General features: G+C 59.2%; 24 protein-coding genes. 10 read left to right on the forward strand and 14 right to left on the reverse strand.

Annotation, left to right across the window (positions count from 1 at the left end):
- Positions 1-33: 33 nt before the first annotated feature.
- The 4 genes from ACFWHB_RS00695 to ACFWHB_RS00710 form a co-directional block, all read right to left on the reverse strand.
- Positions 34-999 carry an ABC transporter permease gene (locus ACFWHB_RS00695; RefSeq protein WP_025325295.1) on the reverse strand — a complete coding sequence of 322 codons (966 nt, stop codon included), beginning with the start codon at positions 997-999 and terminating at the stop codon, positions 34-36.
- 114 nt (positions 1,000-1,113) lie between these two features.
- Positions 1,114-2,232 (reverse strand): ABC transporter permease, encoded by a 1,119-nt coding sequence (locus ACFWHB_RS00700; RefSeq protein ID WP_041206642.1) that lies wholly within the window; start codon positions 2,230-2,232, stop codon positions 1,114-1,116.
- On the reverse strand, positions 2,232-3,797 hold the full coding sequence (locus tag ACFWHB_RS00705) for an ABC transporter ATP-binding protein (RefSeq protein WP_111913265.1): 1,566 nt from the start codon (positions 3,795-3,797) through the stop codon (positions 2,232-2,234). Before ACFWHB_RS00705 ends, ACFWHB_RS00700 begins: the two co-directional genes overlap by 1 nt.
- A gap of 97 nt (positions 3,798-3,894) precedes the next feature.
- On the reverse strand, positions 3,895-4,893 hold the full coding sequence (locus ACFWHB_RS00710; protein WP_042648471.1) for a BMP family lipoprotein: 999 nt from the start codon (positions 4,891-4,893) through the stop codon (positions 3,895-3,897).
- A gap of 590 nt (positions 4,894-5,483) precedes the next feature.
- Here ACFWHB_RS00710 and ACFWHB_RS00715 point away from each other — a divergent pair.
- The 3 genes from ACFWHB_RS00715 (at position 5,484) to uvrD (ending at position 10,109) form a co-directional block, all read left to right on the forward strand.
- Entirely contained in the window at positions 5,484-7,403 is a 1,920-nt protein-coding gene (locus tag ACFWHB_RS00715) for a hypothetical protein (RefSeq protein WP_395949276.1), read from the forward strand.
- Entirely contained in the window at positions 7,387-7,869 is a 483-nt protein-coding gene (locus ACFWHB_RS00720) for a hypothetical protein (RefSeq protein ID WP_204356822.1), read from the forward strand. The genes ACFWHB_RS00715 and ACFWHB_RS00720 overlap by 17 nt, the downstream gene beginning before the upstream one ends.
- A gap of 68 nt (positions 7,870-7,937) precedes the next feature.
- On the forward strand, positions 7,938-10,109 hold the full coding sequence (gene uvrD, locus ACFWHB_RS00725) for a DNA helicase II (protein ID WP_234677388.1): 2,172 nt from the start codon (positions 7,938-7,940) through the stop codon (positions 10,107-10,109).
- A gap of 575 nt (positions 10,110-10,684) precedes the next feature.
- Here uvrD and ACFWHB_RS00730 read toward each other — a convergent pair.
- Positions 10,685-11,473, reverse strand: a complete 789-nt coding sequence (locus ACFWHB_RS00730) for a retron system putative HNH endonuclease (protein WP_395949277.1) — start codon at positions 11,471-11,473, stop codon at positions 10,685-10,687.
- Positions 11,457-13,997: an N-6 DNA methylase gene (locus ACFWHB_RS00735; protein ID WP_395949278.1), complete on the reverse strand. Its 2,541-nt coding sequence runs from the start codon at positions 13,995-13,997 to the stop codon at positions 11,457-11,459. Before ACFWHB_RS00735 ends, ACFWHB_RS00730 begins: the two co-directional genes overlap by 17 nt.
- 528 nt (positions 13,998-14,525) lie before the next feature.
- On the opposite strand from ACFWHB_RS00735, the gene ACFWHB_RS00740 reads away from it, so the two are divergent.
- Positions 14,526-15,032, forward strand: coding sequence for a hypothetical protein (locus ACFWHB_RS00740; protein WP_395949279.1), 507 nt, complete (start codon positions 14,526-14,528; stop codon positions 15,030-15,032).
- 128 nt (positions 15,033-15,160) lie between these two features.
- On the opposite strand, the gene ACFWHB_RS00745 is transcribed toward ACFWHB_RS00740, so the two are convergent.
- Positions 15,161-16,054 carry a LysR family transcriptional regulator gene (locus ACFWHB_RS00745; protein ID WP_395949280.1) on the reverse strand — a complete coding sequence of 298 codons (894 nt, stop codon included), beginning with the start codon at positions 16,052-16,054 and terminating at the stop codon, positions 15,161-15,163.
- Between the two features lie 289 nt (positions 16,055-16,343).
- On the reverse strand, positions 16,344-17,129 hold the full coding sequence (locus ACFWHB_RS00750) for a hypothetical protein (protein ID WP_395949281.1): 786 nt from the start codon (positions 17,127-17,129) through the stop codon (positions 16,344-16,346).
- Positions 17,130-17,386: 257 nt separating this feature from the next.
- Here ACFWHB_RS00750 and ACFWHB_RS00755 point away from each other — a divergent pair, with 257 nt between their 5' ends.
- The 4 genes from ACFWHB_RS00755 to ACFWHB_RS00770 all read left to right on the forward strand — a co-directional run bounded on the left by ACFWHB_RS00755 (position 17,387) and on the right by ACFWHB_RS00770 (position 19,979).
- Positions 17,387-17,545, forward strand: coding sequence for a DUF3309 family protein (locus ACFWHB_RS00755; RefSeq protein ID WP_163148960.1), 159 nt, complete (start codon positions 17,387-17,389; stop codon positions 17,543-17,545).
- A 27-nt stretch (positions 17,546-17,572) separates the two neighbouring features.
- Positions 17,573-17,992: a BON domain-containing protein gene (locus ACFWHB_RS00760; RefSeq protein ID WP_106885291.1), complete on the forward strand. Its 420-nt coding sequence runs from the start codon at positions 17,573-17,575 to the stop codon at positions 17,990-17,992.
- A 24-nt stretch (positions 17,993-18,016) separates the two neighbouring features.
- Positions 18,017-18,304, forward strand: coding sequence for a hypothetical protein (locus tag ACFWHB_RS00765; protein ID WP_395949282.1), 288 nt, complete (start codon positions 18,017-18,019; stop codon positions 18,302-18,304).
- Positions 18,305-18,602: 298 nt separating this feature from the next.
- Positions 18,603-19,979 carry a DUF4397 domain-containing protein gene (locus ACFWHB_RS00770; RefSeq protein ID WP_395949283.1) on the forward strand — a complete coding sequence of 459 codons (1,377 nt, stop codon included), beginning with the start codon at positions 18,603-18,605 and terminating at the stop codon, positions 19,977-19,979.
- A gap of 106 nt (positions 19,980-20,085) precedes the next feature.
- On the opposite strand, the gene fabF is transcribed toward ACFWHB_RS00770, so the two are convergent.
- The 3 genes from fabF to ydfZ all read right to left on the reverse strand — a co-directional run bounded on the left by fabF (position 20,086) and on the right by ydfZ (position 22,275).
- Positions 20,086-21,363: a beta-ketoacyl-ACP synthase II gene (gene fabF / locus ACFWHB_RS00775; RefSeq protein ID WP_395949284.1), complete on the reverse strand. Its 1,278-nt coding sequence runs from the start codon at positions 21,361-21,363 to the stop codon at positions 20,086-20,088.
- Complete coding sequence (locus tag ACFWHB_RS00780) at positions 21,360-21,887, reverse strand: winged helix-turn-helix transcriptional regulator (protein WP_213345215.1); 528 nt, start codon at positions 21,885-21,887, stop codon at positions 21,360-21,362. Before ACFWHB_RS00780 ends, fabF begins: the two co-directional genes overlap by 4 nt.
- Positions 21,888-22,077: 190 nt before the next feature.
- Entirely contained in the window at positions 22,078-22,275 is a 198-nt protein-coding gene (gene ydfZ / locus ACFWHB_RS00785) for a putative selenium delivery protein YdfZ (RefSeq protein ID WP_106885287.1), read from the reverse strand.
- Between the two features lie 290 nt (positions 22,276-22,565).
- Between ydfZ and ACFWHB_RS00790 the strand changes: the two genes are divergently transcribed.
- Positions 22,566-23,066: a DUF1993 domain-containing protein gene (locus ACFWHB_RS00790; protein ID WP_106885286.1), complete on the forward strand. Its 501-nt coding sequence runs from the start codon at positions 22,566-22,568 to the stop codon at positions 23,064-23,066.
- Between the two features lie 232 nt (positions 23,067-23,298).
- Here ACFWHB_RS00790 and ACFWHB_RS00795 read toward each other — a convergent pair whose 3' ends face one another.
- Positions 23,299-23,748 carry an SRPBCC family protein gene (locus tag ACFWHB_RS00795; RefSeq protein WP_106885285.1) on the reverse strand — a complete coding sequence of 150 codons (450 nt, stop codon included), beginning with the start codon at positions 23,746-23,748 and terminating at the stop codon, positions 23,299-23,301.
- Between the two features lie 75 nt (positions 23,749-23,823).
- The gene (locus ACFWHB_RS00800) at positions 23,824-24,480 is read right to left on the reverse strand and encodes a hypothetical protein (protein ID WP_395949285.1); all 657 of its coding nucleotides are present in this window, start codon (positions 24,478-24,480) and stop codon (positions 23,824-23,826) included.
- A 262-nt stretch (positions 24,481-24,742) separates the two neighbouring features.
- On the opposite strand from ACFWHB_RS00800, the gene ACFWHB_RS00805 reads away from it, so the two are divergent.
- On the forward strand, positions 24,743-25,402 hold the full coding sequence (locus tag ACFWHB_RS00805) for a chromophore lyase CpcT/CpeT (protein WP_205597065.1): 660 nt from the start codon (positions 24,743-24,745) through the stop codon (positions 25,400-25,402).
- A gap of 16 nt (positions 25,403-25,418) precedes the next feature.
- Here ACFWHB_RS00805 and ACFWHB_RS00810 read toward each other — a convergent pair whose 3' ends face one another.
- Positions 25,419-26,315, reverse strand: coding sequence for a LysR substrate-binding domain-containing protein (locus tag ACFWHB_RS00810; protein ID WP_395949286.1), 897 nt, complete (start codon positions 26,313-26,315; stop codon positions 25,419-25,421).
- Positions 26,316-26,391 lie beyond the last annotated feature (76 nt).

Below are 26,391 nucleotides of genomic sequence, written 5' to 3' on the forward strand. Positions count from 1 at the left end.
GCTGGTGCGGGCCTTCTTGTTTGGGCGGGAGTGCTATTCCCGTTCCTTGACGTAGGGGGTGCCGAGCGCCTTGGGCGCCACCGCCTTGCCGATGAAGCCGGCCAGCAGGAAGACCGTCAAGATGTAGGGCAGCGCCTCTATCGCCTGCACCGGGATCGGGAAGTCGCCGATGCTGACCCCCTGCAACCGGATGGCGACGGCGTCGAGGAAGCCGAACAGCAGACAGGCCGCCATGGCGTTCCAGGGGCGCCACTTGCCGAACACCAGCGCCGCCAGCGCCATGAAGCCCTTGCCCGCGCTCATGTTGGGGATGAACTGGGCGGTCTGGGCCACCGCCAGATAGGTGCCACCAATACCGGCCAGCAGGCCGCCGATGATGAGCGCCGTGTAGCGCATCCGCACCACGGAAATACCTGCGGTATCGACTGCGGCCGGGGCCTCGCCCACCGCCCGCAGCCGCAGGCCGAAGCGGGTACGGAACAGCACCCACCAGGCCAGGGGAACGGCGGCGAACGCCACGTACTCCAGCAGGGAGTGACCGCTCAGGAGCTCGCTGTAGAGCTGGCCGATGACGGGCACGTCATAGAGCTCCTTGGCGAAGGGCAGGTCGATGGGGGCGAAGCGGGCATCGCCGGAGAGTGCCGGGGTCTGGCCGCCCTGATCGAACCAGTAACGGCCCAGGGTGACGGTCAGACCGGCCGCCAGTATGTTGATGGCCATGCCGCTCACCACCTGATCCCCGCGGTGGGTGATGGTGGCGAAGCCGTGCAGCAGGGCGAACAGGATGGAAACCCCCACCCCGGCACCCAGCCCAATCCAGGCGGAGCCGGAGACGGCGGCCGCGGCCGCACTGGCGAAGGCCGCCGCCAGCAGCTTGCCCTCCAGGGCGATGTTGACCACCCCGGAGCGTTCGCAAAACATCCCCGCCATGGCAGCCAGAATGAGCGGCGGCGCTGTACGTATGGTCGCGTCCAGCATCAGGATCAGCATTTCAAACATGGCTTGGACTCCCTTCGGCTCGCAAAACATTCCTGTCATCCATGGCAGCCAGGATCAGGGGGGACGCGGTACGAATGGTCGCGTCCAGCATCAGGATCAGCATTTCGAACATGATCAGACTCCCTTCACTTGTGCGGTTGAGCGGTTGGCAAACGCCAGGTAGGCCTGCTCGATACGCGGACGCAGCATGTGCTCGAGGGCGCCGCAGAACAGGATCACCAGACCCTGCAGCACCACCACTATGTTGCGATCCACCCCGAACTCGAAGCTGAGCTCGGCGCCACCCTGATAGAGGAAGCCGAACAGCAGGCTGGCGATGATGACGCCGACCGGGTGGTTGCGACCCATCAGGGCCACCGCTATGCCGGTGAAGCCGAAGCCTTCCACGAAGTTGAGCTTGATCTGGTGCAGCTCACCCTGCAGCACGTTGAGGGCGAAGAAGCCCGCCAGCATGCCGGAGATCACCATGGCCAGGATCACCACCTTGGGGTAGGAGATGCCCGCATAGGCGGAGGCGCTCTGACTGGCCCCCACCGAGCGGATCTCGTAGCCCCAGCGGGTATGCCAGATGAAGACCCACACCAGGGCCGCACAGATCAGCGCCCAGACGAAGCTGATGTTGAGGGGGCTGTTCGGCATCTCCACACCGAAACCAGCCGCCAGTTCGCTCATCTTCGGCAGCCAGCTCGCCACGGCGAACACCTTGCTCTCTGTGGCCATGGATCCTGGCGGCTTGAACACATCGACCAGCAGGTAGGCCATCAGGGAGGCGGCGATGAAGTTGAACATGATGGTGGTGATGACGATGTGGCTGCCCCGCTTGGCTTGCAGCCAGGCCGGGATGAAGGCCCAGGCCGCGCCGAACAGGCCACCGGCTATGATGGCGAGCGGCAGCAGCAGGGCAAACGGCAGCACGTCCCCGAGCAGCAGACAGACCAGCCCCACGCCCAGGCCGCCGATATAGGCCTGGCCCTCACCGCCTATGTTGAACAGGCCGGCGTGGAAGGCCACCGCCACCGCCAGACCGGTGAAGATGAAGCCGGTGGCGTAGTAGAGGGTGAAGCCTATCCCCTCGCCGGTGCCGAAGGCGCCGTACCACATGATCTCGGCGGCATCGACCGGGTTGATGTCGAGGTAATAGAACAAGATGGCCGACACCAGGAAGGCCAGCAGTATGTTGACCGCGGGCAGCACGCCCACGGAGATCCAGGCAGGAATACGTACTTGGCTCATCAGTGGGCCTCCTTGGCAATCTCGTCAGGCACTATGTTAGCCATCATAAGCCCTATGGTGCGCTCATCCGCCTTGGCACCGTCCAGCTCGCCGACGATGCGGCCGTCGGCGATGACCAGGATGCGGTCAGACAGGCTCATGATCTCGTCGAGTTCCACCGACACCAGCAGCACCGCCTTGCCCTTGTCGCGCATGGCGATGATCTGCTGGTGGATGTACTCGATGGCGCCGATGTCGACGCCCCGGGTCGGCTGACCAACCAGCAGCACATCCGGGTCCTGCTCAACTTCCCGGGCGATCACCAGCTTCTGCTGGTTGCCGCCGGAGAAGTTCGCGGTCTTGTGTTCCGGACTCGGCGGGCGCACGTCCCACTTCTCCATCTTGGCCTGGCAATCCTGGCGGATCGCCTCCTTGTCCTGCAGCCAGCCCTTGTTGTATTGCGGGCGGCGGTGATAACCGAGGATGAAGGCCTCTTTCGCCTCGAAGCGATTGATCAGCCCCATCTTGTGCCTGTCTTCCGGAATGTGGCCGAGGCCGAAGTTGCGCACCCGCTCCGGATCGGCCGGATGGGTCAGGCTCACCTCGTGGCTCTGGGCGTCACCCGAGATGGTGAAGCTGCCCTTGCTGGGCTGAAGGATGCCGCCGAGCAGGCTGAGCAGCTCGGACTGACCGTTGCCGGAGACCCCGGCGATGCCGACCACTTCCCCGGCCCGCACCGCGAAGCTGACGGACTTGACCCGCTCCACCCCGGCGTCATCGACGTAAGAGAGGCCATCGACCTTGAGCTTGGCCTCGCCCGGCTGGGCTGTGCCCTTGTCGACCTTGAGGCGCACCTTGCGGCCCACCATCAGCTCGGCGAGCTGCTCCTTGTCGGTGTCCTTGGTGGCGACGTGGGCCACCATCTCGCCCCGGCGCATGATGGAGACCTGATCCGTGATGGCCAGGATCTCCCGCAGCTTGTGGGTGATGAGGATGATGGTCGCGCCCTGATCCCGCAGCTTTTTCAGCACCTCGAACAGGTGATCCGCCTCTTGCGGGGTCAGCACCCCGGTCGGTTCGTCGAGGATCAGGATGCGGGCGCCGCGATAGAGCGCCTTGAGGATCTCGACCCGCTGTTGCAGGCCCACCGGCAGATCCTCGATCTTCTCGTGCAGCGGCACCTCGAGACCATAGTCCCGGGCCAGCTCGCCGAGCAGTTTCTCGGCCGCCGCCAGGCTCTTGCCCAGGTGCCAGCCGTTTTCCGCGCCGAGGATCACGTTTTCTAAAACAGTAAAATTGTTCACCAGCATAAAGTGCTGGTGCACCATGCCCACGCCTGCGGCAATCGCATCTTGTGAGCCATGGGGTTTGAAGGGGTTGCCGTCGATGAGCATCTCGCCTTTGTCGGCGTGATAGAAGCCGTAGATGATGCTCATCAGGGTCGACTTGCCGGCGCCATTTTCGCCGACTATGCCGTGAATGCTGCCTTTTTGAACCTGAAGGTCGATCTGCTTGTTGGCGTACACTTCGCCGAACCGCTTATCGATACCTCTTAATTCGATGGCATAGCGATCTGTCTGGTCCATGATGCAGTCCTTGCGGGTCATGAAGTAGAGACTAAAAACCGGCCCGTGCGGGCCGGTCTGGGTTGAGAGTCGTAGCAGAGACTCAGTACTTGCAGTATCAGTACTTGCAGGAGTTGTCGCTCATGTAGTCGTGCACCTTGATCTTGCCGGCGATGATGTCGGCCTTGATGCTTTCGACCTTGGCTTTCATCTCCGGGGTGATCAGCTTGGCGTTGTTCTCGTCCAGCGCCCAGTCAACACCGCCTTCGGCCAGACCCAGGGACTGGATACCCGGCTTCCAGCTGCCCTTGGCGGAATCATCCCAGCTCTTGTACGCGGCCAGACCGACCGACTTGACCATGGAGGTCAGCATGGTGCCCGGTTGCAGGTGGTTCTGGTTGGAATCCACGCCGATGGCCAGCTTGCCTTCGTCCTTGGCAGCCTGGTAGACACCGATGCCGGTACCGCCGGCGGCGGCATAGACAACGTCGGCGCCCTTGGCGAACTGGGACTTGGCCAGTTCCGCACCCTTGGCCGGGTCGGCGAAGGCGGCCGGGGTGGAGCCGGTCATGTTCTGATAGACGTCGATCTTCGGATTGATGTACTTGGCGCCCTGCTCATAGCCGCACTGGAACTTGCGGATCAGCGGGATGTCCATGCCGCCCACGAAGCCGACCTTGCCGGTCTTGGAGGCGATGGCCGCCAGGGCACCCACCAGGAAGGAACCTTCATGCTCCTTGAAGATGAGGGACTGGACGTTCGGCTTGTCGACCACCATGTCGATGATGGTGAACTGGGTGTTCGGGAACTCGGTGGCCACCTTCTCTACCGCAGAACCCATGTTGAAGCCGACGGCGACTATGGGGCCGTTGCCACGGCTGGCCAGACGACGCAGGCCCTGCTCGCGCTGGGCTTCGTTCTGGGGCTCGAACTCCTTGACCTTGACGCCTTTGTCCTTGTTGTAGACTTCGACGCCGTTGCGGAACACGGCTTCGTTGAAGGATTTGTCGAATTTGCCTGCGGTGTCATAGATGACGGCGGGCTCGGAGGCTGCCTGGGCAGAAAGGGCAGCGAGGGTGAGGGCGGCCACGGTGGCCAGCTTGAGCACTTTAGTCACGATCGTATCCTTGATTGTTATGTGAGGGTCCACAACCTGTCTTGGCAGGTCATAAAGCACGCTGGCTAACTGTAAGTGAGCCAGCCTGTGGGTCAAGGGGATCATAGAGGAAAAACGTTTGCGTTAACGGTTTGAAATATAAGCAAATTGCTTTATAAGTGTTTGTTTTTAGGTTTGTTTGCAGAGTTAAATGCTGCGATTAATAGGCGTCAAACGACATTTGTGTTTCTATTCATGAGGTTATGCGCAAGCGTTTTCCTCTGACGATGAAAAAAGTGGTTTCTATCGGCACCAAATCATGGGGGAGGATGCCGCTCCTGTCACCGGATGGTCTGCAGAGGTGAGTGGGGCGTTATTAATCCAGTTCCATGACGTTGCTGCTGATTTATTGATGCAAATGCCCCCAGAGTTGCCCGCCAGGTTGGTGCCGCCCCCCGATCGCGGTTGTCGTTAGTGACAATGACCACACTCATATGGAAATGCATTGGTGTTTTTCATATGAGTACGCTAGGGTGTGCCCGAATTGATTGCGCCCCCAGGATGGGGGCGTATTTTTTACATTTGTTCGGGTGATAAAAATGAAAAAAAACGTGCTGAGTATGGCTGTGGCTTGCGTGCTGTCCGGTGTCATGTTGACCGCTTGCGGGGGCGGTGGTGACGATAATGGGGGTGGCAACAGTGGTGGTGGCAATAACGGCGGTGGCACCGATACGGGCAGCAAGCCCCAGCACACAGCCGTCTTCCTGGATTCGGTCGTCGGTGGCCTCGACTATCAGTGTGACGACTACGTTGGTGTGACCAATGCCAAGGGTGAATTCCTGTTTGATGATGGTGACAGCTGCTCCTTCGCACTGGGTAACCAGCGTCTGGGGTCCGTGACCCTCAAGGCTGGCAACTCGCTGGTGACGCCATATACCCTGGCCGGTGACGACAAGGAGAGAGCGATCCGCATTGCCGCATTGCTGCAGACGCTCGACAGCGACAGCAATCCAGAAAATGGCATCACCCTCGACAAGGCCCAGGTTGCGCAACTGGGGATTATCGAACTGGGTAGCGACGACGCCTTCAACACCTCACTGGTCGAGGCGCTGAAGACCGCGGGTCTGACCAAGGACGTCGTCTCCCTGGCCGCCGCGAAAGACCACCTCTCCGCCACCCTGGCAGGGGTCAATGGCCGCTCTGTCGCGGTCGACAAGGTACTCTCCGATCTGCAGGCGTTGACCGACCTGAAGAATCTGGATGTCGAGAGCAAGCTCAAGGATTACAAAGGCACGCTGCAGGCTGAAACCACAGACAGTGGCAAGGTAGATCGCCAGATAGTGCTGGCCATGCTGGCCATGCTCGAAGTGACCAACAACCCCGTGGTTGCCGAGCGCCTGGGCTTCACATCTTCTGCCATTGGCAGTGGTTACAGTACCAGCCTGGCCAAGGTGATCGATGTGATCATCCACACCCCGGGCACCGCTGCCGTGGCTCTCAAAGGTGGCAAGGGTTACACCCGTGACGTGGCCCAGCTGATGGGCGCCTATGCCGACAGCATGGAAAAAGTCGCCGCTACCCTGGCTGACATCCAGGATCCGGATTACAGCGCTACCTATGGTGATGACGAGTCTGTCACCCTCAACTTCGACGGTGCCAAGGCCCTGCGAGCCTCGGCGATGGCGATGGCATCGGCACTCAATATTGCCGCCTCCTACCAGTACGGTCCGGACAATGCCTATGCCACCCAGGAAGAAGAGGTGACCTTGCCGCGCATGCACATCAAACAGTCCTGGGGCATGCAGCCCAGCACCACTTATGAAGAGAGCGCCAACACCTTCAAGGCTCAGTTCAGTCAGCTGGATATCGAGCCGGACAACCTGGTGAATCACGCCGATTTCTTCCGTCTGACCGACGATGCCAAGTCTCGTCTGGGCAAGGCCAAGGCGCAGTTGAAGGATGCAGTGGCCATCGCACTGACCATCGATCAGAGCAAGCTGGACGAGTCACTGAGCCAGGAGGAGATCGAGGCCAATTCCGCGACCCTGAATCTGCTGGCCGACCATTTCTCGGGCAAGGTGGCCACTATCCAGTGGGAAGATACCGAGACCGAGTACGTCAACACTGGCATGGGTTGGGAGCCTCAGGACGTAGGGCTGAAGTACAACATCAATGTGTTGCCGTTCTTCGATGAGATGCTGGATCGCAGTGATGTGACCATCAAGGTGGCGGGCGCCTGCGCTGGTTCTGTGGGCGAGCGGGATGCCGAGTTGTCCAAGGCAATGGGTATGCCCATGTGTCTCATCTCGAGCGACGAGTTCAAGGCACTTGCCGAGAGCGATCGCGGTGCATTGGAGTACATTGGCTGGATGCAGGAACCTGATAACACCTACATCACCATCTATGCCAAGGGTGTGAGCTATGACTGGTCAACCCGGATGACGCCGCTGGCTGGTTCGACCTTTGACAAGGTCTTCGTCTCCTGTACCGATCTGGATGACAACAAGGTCAGCTGTGCCGATCAGCTGTAAACAATGCAAAGCGCTCCTGTTGGGAGCGCTCTTTTTGCAGATGCCGGCGGCGCAAGCTGCCGGCATGTTGGCACGCTACAAAGATTATCGGGAGCGTGTCTTCGATCGTCAGGGTCAGTTGCAATATCAATTGATCACCCGCGAATACTTGCAGCGGATGCCCAGCGGGCGTCCGTCATTGTCCAGTCTCTTTGCGTTGCGAGAAATGCAACGTGAGTCACTGCAGTTGAAACAGGGCACCTTGATGGTGGATGCCGCCATAGTGCACTTTCAGCATGGGTATTATCAGGATGGCCAGCTCATGATGGGGGGCACGGAAGTGACCTTGCCTGAAGGCCGTTTGCACGCAGCCTCCCTTCGTTTTGACCCTGTCCATCAGGTGTTGGATGCACCACGCGCCATGCTGCTCAGCTTTTCCGGTGATGTGTTGGGCCAATATCGGAACTATCACCGCCCCCTTCGTTGATCCTGCCGGTTGGTCTCTGGCCGCTCAGGCCGTATAATCGCCGCCTGTATAAATAAACAGGAGTGGTGATGGACGTTTCAACCCTGCTCGACGGGCTCAACGACAAGCAAAGAGACGCGGTGGCGGCCCCTCGCAGCAATCTGCTGGTGCTGGCGGGCGCCGGCTCGGGCAAGACACGGGTGCTGGTGCACCGTATCGCCTGGCTGATGCAGGTGGAGCGTTGCTCACCCTTCTCCATCATCGCCGTGACCTTTACCAACAAGGCGGCGGCCGAGATGCGCGGCCGGGTCGAGAAGGTGATAGGGGACGGGGTGCGCGGCATGTGGATAGGCACCTTCCACGGCATCGCCCACCGCTTGCTGCGGGCCCACCATCTGGATGCGGGCCTGCCCCAGGACTTCCAGATCCTCGACTCCGACGACCAATATCGCCTCATCCGCCGGGTGCTCAAGGCGCTCAACCTCGACGAGAAGCACTGGGCCCCCCGCGCCGTGATGGGTTACATCAACGGCAAGAAGGACGAGGGGCTGCGCCCCGGCGACATCGACCTCTACGGCGACCCCGTCACCCGCACTTATCAGCAGATCTACAAGACCTATCAGGAGACCTGCGATCGCTCCGGGCTGGTGGATTTTGCCGAGCTGTTGCTGCGCGCCCACGAGCTGTGGCTCAACCGGCCCCATATCCTCGAGCACTACCGGGATCGCTTCCAGAACATACTGGTGGACGAGTTCCAGGACACCAACGGCATCCAGTACGCCTGGTTGCGGATGCTGGCGGGCGAGTCCGGCAAGGTGATGATAGTGGGTGACGATGACCAGTCCATCTACGGCTGGCGCGGCGCCAAGATAGAGAACATCCAGCGCTTCCTGACCGACTATCAGGGCGCCGAGACCATACGCCTTGAGCAGAACTACCGCTCCACCGCCAATATCCTGAAAGCCGCCAACTGCGTCATCGCCAACAACTCGGAGCGGCTCGGCAAGGAGCTGTGGACAGAGGGGGCCGAGGGTGACCCGATTTCGCTCTATGCCGCCTTCAACGAGGTGGACGAAGCCCGCTTCGTGGTCGGCCGCCTCAAGGATTGGAAAGAGAAAGGCGGCCTCTTGGCCGACTGCGCCATTCTGTATCGCTCCAACGCCCAGTCCCGGGTGCTGGAAGAGGCGCTGATGCAGGACGCCATGCCCTACCGCATCTACGGCGGCCTGCGCTTCTTCGAGCGCCAGGAGATCAAGGACGCCATGGCCTACCTGCGTCTTATCAACAACAGAGGCGACGACGCCAGCTTCGAGCGGGTGGTCAACACCCCGACCCGGGGCATAGGCGATCGCACCCTGGAGATATTGCGCAACAACGCCCGGGATCAGGGCCAGAACCTGTGGCAGTCGGCCAAGACGCTGCTCAACGACAAGGTACTGACCGGCCGCGCCGGCAATGCGGTGCGCGGCTTTGTGGATCTCATCGATGCGCTGGAAGAGCAGGTTGGCATGCTGCCCCTGCACCAGCAGGCGGACATCGCCATTCAAAATTCCGGCCTCAAGGCCATGTATCTGGCGGAGAAGGGCGAGAAGTCCCAGGCACGGGTAGAGAACCTGGACGAGCTGGTCACCGCCTGCCGCCAGTACCAGCGCCCGGACGAGCTGGAAGACATGAGCGATCTCTCCGCCTTCCTCGCCCACGCGGCGCTGGAATCCGGCGAGAATCAGGCGGACGAATACGCCGATGCGGTGCAGCTGATGACGCTGCACAGTGCCAAGGGGCTGGAGTTCCCCCTGGTGCTGCTGGTCGGCGTGGAGGAAGGGATGTTCCCCAGCCAGCAATCCACCGAGGAGTCGGGCCGCCTGGAAGAGGAGCGCCGCCTCTGTTACGTCGGCATGACCCGCGCCATGGAGAAGCTCTACATCTGTTATGCCGAGAGCCGCCGCATCTATGGCCGCGAAATGTTCCACAAGCCGAGCCGCTTTATCCGCGAGATGCCCGCCGAGTGTCTGGAAGAGATACGGCTGCGCACCCAGGTCAGCCGCCCGACCCAGTACGGCCGCTTCAGCCAGAACGAGGTGCAGCAGAGCTTCGACGCCAGCGGCATCAAGCTCGGCCAGCGGGTGCTCCATCCGAAATTCGGGGAAGGGGTGGTACTCAACTTCGAAGGTGTCGGCCAGCAGAGCCGGGTGCAGATCCAGTTCGACGACGTCGGCGCCAAGTGGCTGGTCACCGCTTACGCGAGATTGGAGGCGCTCTAATCCCCTCACCCTGACCCTCTCCCAACGGGAGAGGGGATCATCCCCGAGATTGCCTTTGCCCCCTTCTCCTCCCGTGGGAGAAGGGCTTGCTCCCGAGATCGTCTTAGCTCCCTTCTCCCCTTGCGGGAGAAGGGCTAGTTCCCGAGATCGCTTTTGCTCCCTTCTCCCCTCGCGGGAGAAGGGTTGGGGATGAGGGGGCGCTTGCTGCTGATGGCACGGCTGGCGCCGTGCAGGACGCGAGGGCTGGGCCCTCGACAGGGTTTCGCCCGCCCTTCGGGCTGGGGCGAGTGACTTTGGAAAGACCCAAAGTCACCAAAGGTCTTCTCCCCCGCCAATCCGACCGCTTCGCGGCTGCCCTCGGGTCAGTCACAAGGTCGGACGGAGCGCCGCAGATGGGGCATCCATGCCCCGCAGCGGCTGCGCCATCATCCCTGATGGCGCTCCTGACCTTGTGCCTTCCCCTCGGCGGATTGGAGGGGGATCAATACCGTGCCTGCCCGTGGCCCAGAATTCTCGTCAGAGTGTTGTGCGTGGCTCACAATGGTGGGAGTCAGAATTTCCCAGCTATAAATCACTTAAAGTGGATGAACTAAATTTTCCTCAGCTTGTTGGCCTAAATAAAAACGTATCGCACTGAAAAATGATGGCCAATCGCCCGATCTATTTTTTCTAAGTACTGATTTGGCTATTAAACCAATAGCGTAATCTATCGTTCTCCCACTATTAACTATGTCTTGAATATTATTATTTAGACTATCGAGAACAGCTTTTCGAGCTCGTGTTAACCGAGGGGAATTTAGATTCAATTCATCTATGGTTTTGCGTGCCATTTCTACGTTCAGCCCATTAGACAGACAGGAACTCTCATTTACAGTAATTAGTCCTGTTGAGCGATTAAAATTCCAAACGTTGAGGTGAGGTAATTGCAGTGGATTTAAGATGATCGCATCCAGAATTTTGTCGTCCTTAGGTACATCACAAGAATAATTATTTGATTCGCTATCAAACCGTTGCTCATGATTAACAACATTTCTTTGGTTTCCTCCACAACAAACAGCCAGCAAATTGGTCCACTCCAACCCCCAATTAGGTTCTCCCGGCTCTCGTCTCGATTTCGGATGAAAATGTTCAATGCGACAGTCATCTAATGCCCCATTGGTTCCAGCCAGCAAGTCCTGCTCGCAATATGCACATAGATTGCCTTGATCTGTCCGTAGTTGTTGCTGCGTCTCTTGGTACCTTGCACTACAACAACGGAAAGCTTCTCCAATGGATTCTTTATTTTTCTCCCACAAGGCATCAGGGTGTGCAGCTTTGAATGCCCCTAATCGATTTGGCTCTACCCCCTTATTTATCTTTTTCATTATCACGCTCAAACTCACGAATACGAACATCTGTTTCTAATCTTTGAAGCTCGGCTTCTGTCTGTCCACCCCATTGATATAGAATCTCTTTGAGTTTTAATGCCTCACTTGTATCCCATTTGTCAGATTCTACCAATTCGGTATAACGATTTAGCTTTTGGACAATCTCAAGATGTTGAGGTCGAATACTGCCACCTAAAACATCTTCCAACATTCTTGAACTTTCAGAGCCATAAGTACTGGTCCCGATTAATAACTTTGCTTCGCTATTATCGGCAGACACTATGCGAATAGAATCAGCTTTAATGGTTGTAAGTACTTGGGGACTATGAGTGGTAACAATAAACTGAACATTTTTGAACAAATGAGTGAGATCGTTTAGAACCTTCTGTTGCCATCTAGGATGTAGGTGAAGCTCGACCTCATCAATTAGAACAATCCCGTTCACCGCTAATGGATTATTGCTAGTAGGATTAAGTAAATAGGCACGTCGCACTAAGTCTATCGTTAGAGCAACCATATTCCTATAACCGTCGCTCAGTTGCTCCAAGGTTAGTTTTACGCACTCATCTTTCTCATTTTTCCAATGCACCACGACATCATTGCTATTTTTATCGAACTCTAGGTTCGTAGCTCTATCTACGATCTGGTAAACCGTTTCGGAAACAAGTTTCTTCGCTGGATGAATATATTCGTGGTCTTTTTTCTCATCGCGTTTTCTAAGCTCATCTACCTCTATTTTAGAAAACCAATTCTTTATGATGCCGTAGTTTACCTTAGCATCCAGTGCAGAATCGTAACCTTCACCACGAATTTCTTTCTCAAAGGGATTTATTGCTACCTTAGAATTTGTAGGAGTAAGAGCACGACCAGTTCCGTAATATGCAATTAATGGAAATTCAGACTGGTTATCTACAAGTTGAGTGGCGTAACTAGTTAGTGCGGCTGTTCCAATTTTTGGTGGCTCGGCTGTTCCTGCTCCCTTTGCGACAAGATCCCAGCTCAAGCTCGATGTCGTTTCAATTGCTATGCGAGCATAGTTAGCGACACCATTAGATCTTACATGAATATCTGTTTTTTTTATCAGCTTTCCTTTCGCGTCGGGCATAGCAGTAAGGAAAGGACCAAGCCCACAGGCTACGGCTTCTAATATTGAGGTTTTCCCTGCTCCATTCTCACCAACTAACACGCTCAAGGATGGATGCATTGCTACTCTGAAGTTGGAGTATCCCCTAAAATTAATTACTGAGAGCTCACTAATCTTTAAGTCTTTGCGAACGAAGAGCGATGGATCTAGATTAAACTCTCTCTCTGCGATCTGATTAACATTATAGCTAGCACTAAATCGGCCATCATTGTGACAAGCCTTCACGATCTCATTGATATTGTCTGGTGTGAGAATATTTCTGCCTCGAGCGGGTTCGTAAAACAGTGAGGCATCAACGAACTTAATTATTGTGTTATTTGATGATTTTACCCCTGAGTTTAGAATCAGAAGCACTGTGGGAATTGACGTCGAGTAATGGATGTTTTTAGGTAATAAAATTACTTGTTCGATAATACCATGAGAGACTAAATACTCACGCACTTTTGCCTCGGAGCCTCTTCTTGTTAAAGCCCCAAGGGACATACCAACTATTAGCTTACCACCTTCAGAAAGAGCTGGAAGCATTGACAATGTTATAAACCAGTCACTTCTATTTTGAGGCAAAACTCCAGCTATATCTAGCCAATGATTACGTACTTTATAATATATCTCCTCCCTAGAGGCTTTCTGGATTTTCATCCCAAAAGGTGGGAAAGAAACGACTAGATCATATTTGTTTTTCTGATATATTGGTTGTGACAAGGCGTCACCTAAATAATCATGCCCTTCAATTCGTCTTATCACTCTCTTAATTATCAGTTGAAAGTAGGCATCCTTGTTAACTTCTTGAGTGTCAACGCGAGTCCTTGTTGAACCTATGTTGGAAAATGAAAATGCAGTATTTCCTGCCCCTGCAAACGGGTCACAGATTGACTTTGGTTTATAACCCAATCCAATTTCCATGACCAAGTCGTTTACATCTTTAGGTGTATAGAATTCACTTCCTGACTTACTTTCATTCTCTGCAAAAAGTAAATCAAGCTCAGATAGAGAGAGCGACGCAACGGAAATGCTTGTATTTATCAGTCGGTCTTTAATTGCATGGCGAACAAAATTTTCATCAATCTCACCAAATGTTCTCAATGTGTTTTCTAAGTAATCACACAGAAAGTGAGATACATCACCATGAATTAACCCAAGTTGAACGGCATTATTTATGAGTTCGTAAGAAGACTGGGCTATGATATTAAAAGAATCGAACCTTGATGCTTCAAAATGCTGACCTGTATTAGATTGAAGATAGCGCATAAAAAAAATTGAATATGCTAATGAACGATAGTTAGATATAGGCGATGCCCCTCGAACATATTCAAGTATCTTCCATATTTCTCGTGCCTGAGCTTTAGCCAACTTCAGGTCTTCATCATCACATGCCATTTTTATCTCATTATCAATCGTAAAAGTTTGTAAACACCTTTAATGCATTCATCATTTATTCTACATACCATGTCAAAAATTAGCTCAACATAGCTTGCCATCACCTGTGTGTACAGAGCTAGTTATCACTAGATGATGGACTCAAAAAGATTCGAAACCTAGGGTCTCCATCTTTTTGAGCAAGGCATAGCTAGTAAAACTACACCTTGCTGAAGTAACTGGCTTACACCCGATCAATTGATCAGCTTGCTCTCCATACCCCTTGCTTGCCTGCCTCTTCGCTGACCTGACTCAGCTTGGATCGGGCCATCAACAGGGTTGCACTCATCGTCACTTGCCTGAACATGATGATTTTTAGTGGTGAACGAGAATGAAAGGTTCGCATGGGGCCTTATGGCCAAGCAACTGCTCAGGCTGATGCCGATGTGACTGGCTTCAATATTCCGGCAATTAACGGGCAATAGCCGTCACGCTTTAAAGACGGGCCATGCCACGGCATGCTGCCCCGTCACCAGATGGGAGTCATTGATGTCTAAGTGGATGCCGACACTGCGCCGGTTGGGGTTGTTGCGAAAAACGGCGCTGGCGCTGCTGACCAGCCTGCTATTTATGGTTTCGTTTACCCTATTTCAATACGCTTCCTGGTGGCCTGCATTGGCCGAGGACATGTCCCTCCAATGGAGCGGCCTCTCTTCGGGGCGGACTTTTGCCGAGCTGGCCCCGAGCATGCTGGAGTTCAGCGTCGTGCTCGCCTCTGCCTTCTTGCCGCTGTTTTTGCTGACGCCCCGCCCACTGTTGCTGCCGCTCTTTGCCGGGCTCTGGTTGTGGCAGACCTACGAACTTGCCTTTATGACGGCGACTGCGTCGACCTGGCTGCCCCACGAGATCATCTGGGCCTTTATCCTGCCCCACACCCACTGGCTGCTGCTCACCTTGGTACCTCCGCTGCTGCTGATCCGCCATCTCGGCAGGCGGCTATTTGCTGATACATCGGCAACTCAGGCGGGGGTGATCACTCTGGATGGCAGGCGGTAGTCAGGGGAATCGACCGATTAGGTGAACGTCCAATTACGCTTCGCTAATCGAACCTACACGCCGCCATACAGTTGGGTTATCGGCGTTTCGCCCGAGAGGCACAAACTCCAGGATCCCGCCTGCTGGGCTTACCGCAGCTGAAACGCCTTGACGATAAATTCGATAAAGAGCCGCACGTTGCGGGACTGCTCCTTGTGGAAGGGGTAGACGGCGAACAGGGCGTGGGGGTCGGGTTGCCAGTCGGGGAGCAGTTTAACCAGGGTGCCGTCTGCCAGTTCGGCTGACACAAACTCTTTGGGCACCAGGATCACCCCAAGCCCCTGCACGGCCGCCTGTTTCAGGGCTATGCCGTTGTTGGCGCAGAAGCTGGCGGGCTTCAATTCCACCGCCACGCTCTCCGCGTCCCGGGTAAAGAACCACTTGTTGGGGGAGGATGAGAGGCTGTAGAGCAGGCAGTTGTGGCCCTTGAGATCCTCCGGGTGGGCGGGCTGGCCTGCCTCCTCGAGGTAGTCGGGGGCGGCGCAGAGCACTCGCCGCACCTCGCACAGGGGTTTGGCGCGCAGGGTGGAGTCCTCCAGGCTGCCTGCCCCCCGGATCACCAGATCCAGCCCCTGATCCACCAGATCCATATAGGCGTCGCTCAGGATCACCTCGATGCTGATTTCCGGGTAGCGGCGCTGGAACTCGCAGACAAGGGGGTTGAGGCGGATCAGCCCGTAGGACATGGGCATGCCTATCCTCAGCCTGCCCCTGGGGGTGAAGGAGGCGGCCATGATGGACTGGTCGGCGGCGTCCAGGCTGTCCAGCACGGCGCATATCTGGCCGTAGTAGGCCATGCCGGATTCGGTGACGCTCAGCCGCCGGGTGGTGCGGTTGATGAGGGCGATGCCGAGAAAGGCTTCCAGCTCGTTGATGTTCTTGCTGACCGCCGCCTGAGAGAGGCGCAGGTCGTCCGCCGCCGCCCTGAAGGTGCCCATCTCCACCACCCGGCGAAAGACGTTCAGCGCCGTGATCTTGTTCATCCTGCCCCCGTTAATTCACTACTGGTAAATGATGGCTCCATCATTGCGCACTTTTATCACAATAGTGCGGATCCCGGGGCTGTCCATCCCCCATCCCCGGCCATCGGCCGCCAGCCACAGAGCGGCCCGTGGGAATACCGGCCCGGATAAAGGTCTTCCGGGGGAGTGCGGGCCCGGCAGACACGCAGACGCAAGAGAGGCGATGGGCCCCGGGCACCCCGGCCCCGCGACCACAGGCATAAGGCAGGCGGCAGGGCCCGGGCCCCGCCGCCAGATGGCACGCACCGGCTTACTGCGCCTTGCCGGGAGCGGGGGGCAGGCTGATGCCAACATCGGCCCAGGGGTTGGTGCCGAGCAACTGCGCGTGGGGCACCTCGGCCTGGTAGCGCATGGTGAATGCCTCGGGGCCATGGGCGAAGGCCACCAGCAGCCCCTGTTTGGCGTCCATCAGCCCGGCGTGCATGCCCAGCCCGTGATAGCTGATCCGCACTGCCTTGTCTTCAAGTCCCACCTTGTCGATCTGGAAGCGGGCTATGCTGCCGTCTTTCAGGGTAAAGCCCCAGCGGAAGGGGCCGCCGCTGACCACAGTCATCACCTCGTCGATGTCGGTGCCGTCTTCTGCGGAGTTGACGTGCATGCGGCCGTATTTCCCCAGCACGGCGCTGCGGGTGCGATCGTCCAGCGCCTTCAGGTCATAGACCTTGGGGTAGGGGCCGACGCCCGTCTCTTCGGTCGCGACGCCGCCTCCTTTCACCGCAGGCTCGCGCCCTGCGAGCCTGGCCTGCTCCAGAAGATCCCCCTGACTCAGGTTGAAGGCCGCAATCAGGGCGCCGTGCTCAGCTTTGGTCAACGCGCGGCGGTGGGAGGCCTCGAGCAGCGGCCTGGCCCCGTCGGGAATCTCGACGGTGACCACGTTGACCCCTATGGGGTTGAGCACTCCGTTGACCGCCTCGATCCCGGTGACGGCGGGGCGACCATCGCTGAACTGCACCGAGACAAGGTCACCGGCGAAGGTGTTGAAAGACATGGCAGAGGCGATGGCGCCTGCCAGCAAAGGGATATGGGGGAAATTCATAACAGACTCCTCGTTAAGGTTCGAGAAGCAGTCTAGGGCGGTGGAGTGTTCACTGAAATGGCACTCAGCTGATATCAAAATTCACTGCTGGTAATGAATCGAAGAGGAGAGGGGTCTGCCGGTCGATCCCGCCTGGCCTGGGAAAGATCCATATATCTCCCCCGTCTGTGTGTTTGCGTACAGACCGGGCCTGTGGACGGGTCGCACTATCAGATGGGTCGTTTATGTCGCCCAGATGCAACCTTTAGGAGAAAGCCATGACCATTGGAACCGTTCTGCTGATCGTGCTTGTCCTGTTACTGATCGGCGCCATTCCCCGCTGGCCACACAGCCAGGGTTGGGGTTACGCGCCAAGCGGCGCCATCGGACTGGTACTGACAGTACTGCTCATCCTGGTCTTGCTCGGCAAGATCTAGCCAAGTTCACTTCGGAGAAATCAACAGATGCCACACAGCAACCTAACCCTCGTCGCCATCTCGCTGCTCTGCACCTTGGGGCTGAGCGGATGCGACAAACCGGGGTCGGCGGAACAGGCCGGCAAGAGCATAGATGATGCGGCCAGCGAGACTGGCAAGAAGGTCGATGCCACCCTCGACAAGTATGAAGACAAGGTGAGCCAGCAAGGTGCCGAGAGCGCCCAGGCCTGGGCAGACACCGAAGTCACCACCAAGGTGAAGACCAAGCTCTTCGGCGAGCCCGGCCTGAGATCACTGCAGATCAGCGTCGACACCGTCGGCGGTGTCGTCACCCTGACCGGGACGGCCGATTCGCAAGCCAACAGCGACAAGGCCAGCGCGATCGCGATGGCGGTGGATGGCGTCGAGAATGTCGTCAATCAGCTGACCCTCACCGCGACCCAATAGGGTCGCTTGCTCAAGGAGCACAAGATGGAAATGCACCAAGCCTACCGGGAAAGAATGAGCGCCCAGCTCAAGGAGTGGGGCTGCCAGATCAATTTGCTGGAAGCCAAGCTGGAGACCCTCTCGGCTGACCTCAGGGTCAAGGGGACCAAGGAGCTTCAGGCCCTGCGTGCCAGGCAGCATGCCGCCTCCGACAGCATGGAGGTGCTCGGCAGGGAGAGCGGCGAGTCCTGGGATCAGGTCAAGCTGACCGCCGATCAGATGTGGCACGATCTGAAAAGCGGTCTGGCGGAGGCCCAGTCGAAATTCAAGTGAGCGGGGATCCCCCTGGGGGAGGCTGGGTGTCCCAAGATGAAAAAAGTCGGCGAACGCCCGGGCCGGGGGTTCGCCGCCCGGGCGGCCAGCATGATGATGTTCACCCGCCTGCGAGATCAGCCCCCCCTGAACCACTCGCCGGCATTCACGCCGCCTTCCCCGGTGTCGCTGCTGACCCTGGAATGCCAACGCCCATCCTTCCTTTCATCTCGTCAACCGCCATCACACAGAGCGCTGTGATCCAATCGTTCGGGACAGTCATATCACTCTGGCCACTTACCAAATGGAGATTGATCAAATGAAATGGTTTCAGCGTTGTGCAGCCATTGCCATGGGATTAACCCTGGCAGCCTGTGGGGGGAGTGATAATGACAGCAGCCCGCCCAATGCCACCATCAGGATCAGCCATCTGGCCCCTGATGCCCCCAAGGTTGATGTGAGGGTCGATGGTGCGGCTTTCCTGACGGCCGTTGACTATGGCAGCAGCAGCGGGCTCAAGCCGGTTGCGGCTGGCAGTCACGAAGTCGCGGTCGACGGCATCTTGCCAGGGGGGACGACGACGACTGTCATAGGCCCTGTGACTCTCGAGCTGAAACCCGACACTCAGTACGACGTGCTGGCCGTCGGCAAACTGGCTGGCAGCGGTGATACCGCCTTTGGTCCCCTGGTGATTGAGCGGCCGAACCAGGCGCCCACAGGAGGTGATATTCGTGTGCAGGTGCTGCATGCCGCACCGGGTGCACCGGCGGTCGACATCCATGTCACCGCGCCGGGGGCCGCCCTGAGCAGCCCGACGCTGGCCAATATTCCGTTCAAGACCTACAGCGACCCCCTCACCCTGCCGGCAGGCGAATACCAGATCAGGCTGACCTTGCCGGGTACGGTAGATGTGGTTTATGACTCTGGCCCGCAGACGCTCAACGCCGGGGCTGACCTGCTGATCGCAGCAATAGACAACCTGGGTGCGGGGCCAAGTCCGGTGCAGTTGCTCGCCATCGGCGATGCTGGCGCAACCCCCATCCTGTCTGTCGATGAAGAGGCTCAGTTGAGAGTGGTCCATGCGGTTGCCGATGCCCCTGCCGTCGACATCTGGGTGAATGGCGTTGCCCCGACAGCGGCCCCGCTGCAAGGATTGGCCTTCAAGGGGAACACCGGGTATCTGGGGCTGGCCGCCGCCGATTATGACTTTGTGGTCACGCCAACCGGAGCCGCCACCCCTGAGGTGATCAGTGCCAGCGACGTGCCGCTCAAGGCGGGGGTTCGCTACTCCCTGTTTGCCGTGGGCCAGTTGCTGGACCCCTCGGGTGAAACCATAGAGCCGCTGTTGCTGATGGATACCGGACGGGTGGTTGCTACCGAGGCCCAACTGCGGGTGCTCCATGCTGCCCCCACGGCACCGGCGGTCGACATCTATCTGACTGCGGGCACAGACATCAGCAGCGCGTCACCGGCGCTCAAGGCCGTGCCCTTCAAGGCAGACAGCGGCTATCTTGCCATTGCCGCCGGGGATTACCATGTCACCGTCACGGCCTCGGGTGACAAGACCCCAGTCATAGGTCCCCTGCCGGTCACCCTGGCCAATGGCCAGGTGCTGACAGCCGCAGCCCTGTCTGACAGTGTCGGTGGCGTGGATCCTGAGTTGCTGATCCTGGACGACATCAGCAGCAAAAAATGACCCTCTGCTAGTCAACCGACTCGCAACCTGACCCAAACTGAGCCTTCAGTTTGGGTCTTTTTATGGCAGGAAGTCTGGGTGTCCCAGGATGATGATGTCGGCGAGCTCAGGCCCCCTGCCAGCGCTTGAACAGCACGCTGGCATTCACGCCGCCAAAGCCGAAGCCGTTGGAGATGGCGTGCTCTATCCGCATGTCACGGGCTGCGCCCCGTACTATGTCCACGCCGTCGGCGAGGGGGTCGGGCTGTTGCAGGTTGCGGGTGGCAGGCACCCGCTGATCGCGAATGGCCAGGGCGGTGAAGATGGCCTCTATGCCCCCGGCGGCGCCCAGCAGATGGCCGGTGGCAGACTTGGTGGAGGTCACCGCAATCTGGTTGTCATCCCCAAATACGCGTTTGATGGCGGCCAGCTCCCCCCTGTCACCCACCGGAGTCGAGGTGGCATGGGCATTGAGGTGCTGGACATCCGCCGCCTGAATGCCGGCCTGAGCCAGGGCCGCCATCATGGCGCGGCGTGCGCCGTCGCCATCTTCGGGACCGGCGGTGAGGTGATAGGCGTCGGCACTGGTGCCATAGCCCACCAGCTCCACTATGGGGGGGGCGCCCCGGGCCAGGGCGTGTTCCAGGGATTCAATCACCAGGATCCCGGCCCCTTCGCCCATGACAAACCCATCGCGGTCGACATCGAAGGGGCGGGAGGCCGCTTCGGGGTCATCGGCATAGGCTGAGGACAGCGCGCGAGCAGCGGCAAACCCGCCCAGACTGACGCGGTCAATGGTGGCTTCGGCCCCGCCACAGATGGCGATGTCGGCCTCACCGCAGCGAATGAGCCGGGCGGCGTCGCCAATGGCCTGCACCCCGGCGGCGCAGGCCGTGACCGGTGCCCCGAGCGGCCCTTTGAAGCCGAAGTTGATGGAGACATGGCCCGCCGCCATGTTGACCAGAAAGGAGGGGATGGTGAAGGGGGACAAGCGGCGCGGTCCCCGCTCATCCGTGGTGCGCACCGCATCGACGATGGCGGGGAAGCCGCCGATGCCCGAGGCGATGATGGTGGCGGTTCGCTCCTGCTCCGCCGCCGTCCTGGGGGCCCAGTTGGCTTGCAGCAGGGCCTCCTTGGCCGCGGCAATGGCAAACAGGATGAAGCGATCCATCTTCTTCTGCTCCTTGATCGGCACCGCTGCATCCGGGTTAAATCCGGCCAGGGGATCTTCTGCCAGGGAGGGCACCATGGCGCCCACCTTGGCGGCCAGCCCTTCGGTGAAGGCCTCCGGCAGGTGGCGCAAGCCGGACTGGCCCGCCAGCAGCCGCTGCCACACTGTTTCCACCCCATATCCAAGCGGGGTCACTGCTCCCATTCCTGTCACCACGATGCGAGTTGAGCTCATGATTCTGATTCCTGTTTCGAAGGGTTATCGCCGCTCATCACGCCATTGGCATGGCGAAGACGCTGCTTCATGCCGTCACTGGCGGCCGGTCCTGGCACCAGGGTGTGGCGCAAGGGTGAAATCTCCTGACCCGTGCGCCTGTCCACCAGCATGGGCTCGACCAGTTCGCCCGTCTGGGTATCCCTCAGCTGGATGCTGGCCCCCTCGGGCGCCAGGTGGTTATTGCCCCAGGTGAGCAGCGCGATCAGCACGGCGCTGAGATCCTGGCCGCGGGGGGTGAGCGCATATTGATAGCGAGGGGGGCGCTCGGAGTAGAGCCGCTTCTCCATCAGGCCCCCCTCGACCAGGGCGGTCAGGCGCCGGGTCAGTATGTTGGGGGAGATGCCAAGGCTCTTTTGAAATTCATCGAAGCGCGACAGGCCATGCATGGCATCGCGGATAATCAGCAGGCTCCACCACTCGCCGACATGATCCAGGCTGCGGGCGATGGGGCACTGCTGTTCACTCAGACTCTTCTTGCGCATCTGGGGTCATCAGGTTACTTGCATAATGGAAGTAACCATACGGCCCTTACTTCCATTATGCAAGTGACTTGTGCCGTCCGGTGGCGGGCGACATCTTGGGGATAGGAAAAGCTGGGAGTCAGAAACCCGGCCGTCAGCTGGGGCGCGGCGGCCGGGTGAATTGTAAAGAGTAGGGTGACGGGGAAGGGGATCAGCCTAGTCTAATCAACTCTATGGGCGCATAACGCTCTTGGGTGTTTGCCAGCAGCACGCACTTCTCATGCTCCGCCTCATAGGGGGTCAGGTTGTCGGTGTGAGCCTCCTTCAGGGTGTCGACCGCGCCGGTGGCAGCAATCATGACGCGCTGGCCCAGGGTCAGCACATTGCGGTTTCTATCGTAGATCTTCATGGCATTCTCCTTTTCGGGTGTGGGCCCCGGCCCGTGCCGGGGACAACGGGCCCAGACTACGCCTCCGAAAAAACGAGATGCCTGTCACAGATCAAAAAAAGGGGAAAGAGGGACTCAGGGTGACGGGCAAGCCGGGCGCGCTGGCAAGGGAGCCTCGCCGAGGCCGCCATTGCCTGTCGCAGGGCACGCGGGTCGCCTCCGCTTTTCATTGCCACAGGCTCGAACCGGAAAAGGGATGGGTTATAGTGGTGCCGCTCGTTTAACTGCCTTCAACCAACCGGGATCCCATTATGAATCGTGAAATTGCCGCCCAGTTCATCAAGATGCTGACCAACCTGGACCAGTGTCTGGCCAAGGCCGAGGCCCATGCCGCGGCGAAGAAGTTCAATGTGGAAAACTTCTTCAATGAGCGCCTCATCGTCGACATGCTGCCGTTGAGCAAACAGGTGCTGATCTGCTGCGACAGCGCCCGCGCCCTGGTGGCCACCGCCAGCCTGAGCGAGCCGCCGGTGCTGGGGGATGATCCCAAAACCATGGCGGATCTGCGCGCTCATGTAGCCAAGACCATCGCCTATCTGCAGAGCAAGCTGGACGCCGACTTCAGCCAGTATGCGAGCGGCCACTACTACCCCTACTGGGCGGGTGGCAAGGGGATGGACGGCCACAGCTGCGTGCATGAGTACGGCATCCCCAACTTCTACTTCCACCTGACCATGACCTATGCCCTGCTGCGCCAGGCCGGGGTCGATCTCGGCAAGAAGGACTACCTGGGTGGCCTGAACCTGCAATAAGAACCCATCCCATCAGGCTATTTAACTCGCCATTTTGAACCCAGGCAGTGCTCGAAATCCTCACGTACTCCAGTACGCTCCGGTTTCTGCGCGCTGGCTGTGTCCAAACTGCCTTCGACAATGACGCCTATTGGGATAGGTTGTAAGCCGCTGCCCTGCCGGAATGAAAAGAGCCTGCCATCCGGCAGGCTCTCTGCTTTTTGGGCCCCGGCATTCCCGGGATGGCATCGGCTTATTCGCTCGGGATCTCGGGCTCCACCAGGGCGGCGAGCTGGGTCAGGGACTCCTGCCAGCCGAGGTAGCACATCTCGACCGGGATGAGCGCGGGTATGCCGGCCTGCTCTATGGCCAGTTCGGTGCCGCACAGCACCTGGGTGAGGGTGATGGTGACCCGCATCTCACCGGGCAGCTTGGGGTCGTCGAAACTGTCGGTGTAGCGGATGCGCTTGCCCGGCTCCAGCTCGAGATATTCACCACCGAAGGCATGGCTGTGGCCGCTGCCGAAATGGAAGAACGCCATCCTGAAGGTGCCGCCGACGCTGGCCTCCAGATGCTCCACCCGGCAGGTGAAGCCATGGGGCGGCAGCCACTTGGCCAGGGCGTCCGCCTCGATAAAGGCTCTGTATACCCGCATCGGCGGGGCCTTGAGTACGCGGTGCAGTGTCACAGTTCCAGTCGTCATGGGGGAGCCCTCCTCGGTTGGTCCGCAGCAAGAATAGTCTCCCACGCCGGAGTTGGCCGCTGGCCGGGCTTTCCCTCAGCCGCCGAGGGCTATGGTGGCCAGTACTATGGCGACGCCTGCGGCGGCGAAGAGCACGCCGATCAGCAGGGGGCGGGGGGAACCTGCATAGCGGGCGAGTCCGTAACCAATCCCCATCAGCATCAGCAGGGCGATGGCGTGGGAGAGACGCAGGGCCGGCACGGGATCCTGCATGAAGATGAAGGGCAGCAACACGGGGAAGGTGGAGAGAAACACCATGAGGAAGACCCCCAGGCTGTTGAGCAGATCATTCCAGCGCCAGACGCCCCCCTGACTCAGCTCGGGGCGCTGTTGCAGACGCACCTGCCACTCTCTGAGTTCAGGGTCGCGGCAGATCGCCGCCAGCGGGCCGGGCAGGGCGTCTCGCAGCGCCGCTATTCCCCTCTCGTCACCGGGTGTCAGCAGGCGCAACTGCTGCAACAACCGCAGGGCCCGGCTTCGTTCGGTCAGGGTGGTGATGAGGTAGACGATGGCATCTATCATGCCCCAGGCGATGTTGCAGCCGATGCCGGCGATCAGCAGATCCCTGATCTCGGCGCGCCCCGCCTCGAGCGCGTTGAAGCACCCTGTGAAGGTGAGCACCATCAGCAGGCCGAACAGGATCTCCGAGTAGCGGGAGATGGGGTCTATGGGGGAAAAACGGGGTGGGTTCATGGGGCTGTCTCTGGATGGACGTTGAGACATGAGCATGGAAGCGGCCCACGGCAAGATCAAGGAGACCCGGTGCGCCAGTCAGGTGCCGTCAAGCCTGGCGCAGCGGATGGCCCCTGCTGCTGTCATGATCCCTGTCCTGCGTCGTACTTCTTCGCTAACGCAGTGATTTTTCAGCGGATTGGCGAGGAGTTGATCAAGGTAGAGGTTATTGCCGCCGTTCGCTCATATAATCGCCGCCATGCAAGCGACTCGGAAGGATTCGATGACAAAGCCGATGGTGGCCCTGCTGGGGTTGTTTTACGCCTGCCTGGTGTGGGCCAACCCCGTTCCCTTCGTGGCCAGTCCGTCACCGGTGGAGGGGAAGATGGAGCCGCTGCTCTCCTGGTTCACCGGCGAGTTCTCCAGCCAGGAGCAGGCCGGTTACGACCCGCGTTTCACCAGTGCCGAGCTGCGACTGGTGGAGATCTGGCCCGGGGAAGGCCCCTTTCGCTGGGTCTATGCCGAGCAGTTCCTGACCGAGCGGGCGGTGCGCCCGTTCCGTCAGCGCATCTACCGTTTCTCCCCGCTGCCCGATGGTCGCATCCTGATGGCCGAGCTGACCATGCCGAGGGCCACCGATTTCGCCGGCGCCTGGCGCCAGCCCGAGCTGCTCGACTCCCTCACCCCGCAACAACTCTCCCTGCGCCAGGGCTGCGAGATCTGGCTGACCCGCCAGGCCAGCGGAGAGTACGCGGGCCACAGCAAGGTCGGCAGCTGTGCCACCGATTTTGGCGGCGCTACTACCCTGGTGCAGTACCTCTGGATAGGCCCCAACAGCGTCAGGCTGCTGGACAGGGCCTATGACAACGGCGCCCGCCAGCGCTGGGGCAGCCCGGGGGAGGGGTACCTCTACCTGCGCAAGGTGAAACAACGGGGGGAGTGAGCCGGACGGCGCCGTGTCACGCCGGCATGTCCAGCGCCTGGCGATGCTCGCTGAGGTAGTCGATCAGCAGCCGCAGCCTTAGCGGCATGGGCTCTCTCGCCGGATAAAGCATGTTGACCGGGCGCGGGGCGGGCAGGGCATCCGGCAGTATTTCCAGCAGGGCGCCGCTGGCCAGCTCCTGGCTCAGCAGGGTCCGCGGTTGCAGCACTATGCCCGCATGATTCAGCGCCGCCACCTTGAGGGCGCTGCCATGGTTGCTGATGAAGGGGCTGTCCCACAGGTGCAACTGCTCGAGGGGAAACTCAGTGGCCAGGCTCGACTGGGTCAGCCAGGGGGCGAAGCCCAGGCAGTGGTGACGGGCCAGATCCGCGAGTTCCTGCGGGGTGCCGTGCCGTTGCAGGTAGCGCGGGGAGGCGCAGAACACCGAGGCCGAGTGGGCCAGCGGACGGGCTATGTAGGCGGCATCCTTGGGGGGGCCGACCCGGAAGATGAGGTCGAAGCCATCGCCAATCACGTCGACCAGCCGATCACAGAGATCCAGCTCGATGCGGATCTGCGGATACTGCGCCATGAAGCGGCACAGCAAGGGGGTCAGCCGATAGCTGCCGAAGGTGATGGGGGCATTGATGCGGATCTTGCCCGCCGCCTGGCCGGTGTGGGCCTGGGTATTCTGCTCCAGCGCCCTGTAGTGTTGCAGCAGGCTCTGGCAACCGCCGAGGTATTCCCTGCCCGCCTCGGTCAGGCTCTGGCAGCGGGTGTTGCGGTTGAGCAGACGGGAGCCGACCCTGGCCTCCAGCCATTTGATGTACTTGCCGATCATGGCCGGTGTCATCTCGAAGCGGTCCGCCACGGCACTGAAGCTGCCCGCGCGGGCGACCTCGACGAAGATCTCGATGGCGGTCAGACGGTCCACTCTAAACTCCTGGTTTATAAAGCCGAGCGCCACTATGTCTGGCTGGCGAAGCGGCTGTCAATATACTGGGCGGCAT

The sequence above is a fragment of the Aeromonas mytilicola subsp. aquatica genome, assembly GCF_044336385.1.
Classification (GTDB): domain Bacteria; phylum Pseudomonadota; class Gammaproteobacteria; order Enterobacterales; family Aeromonadaceae; genus Aeromonas; species Aeromonas rivipollensis.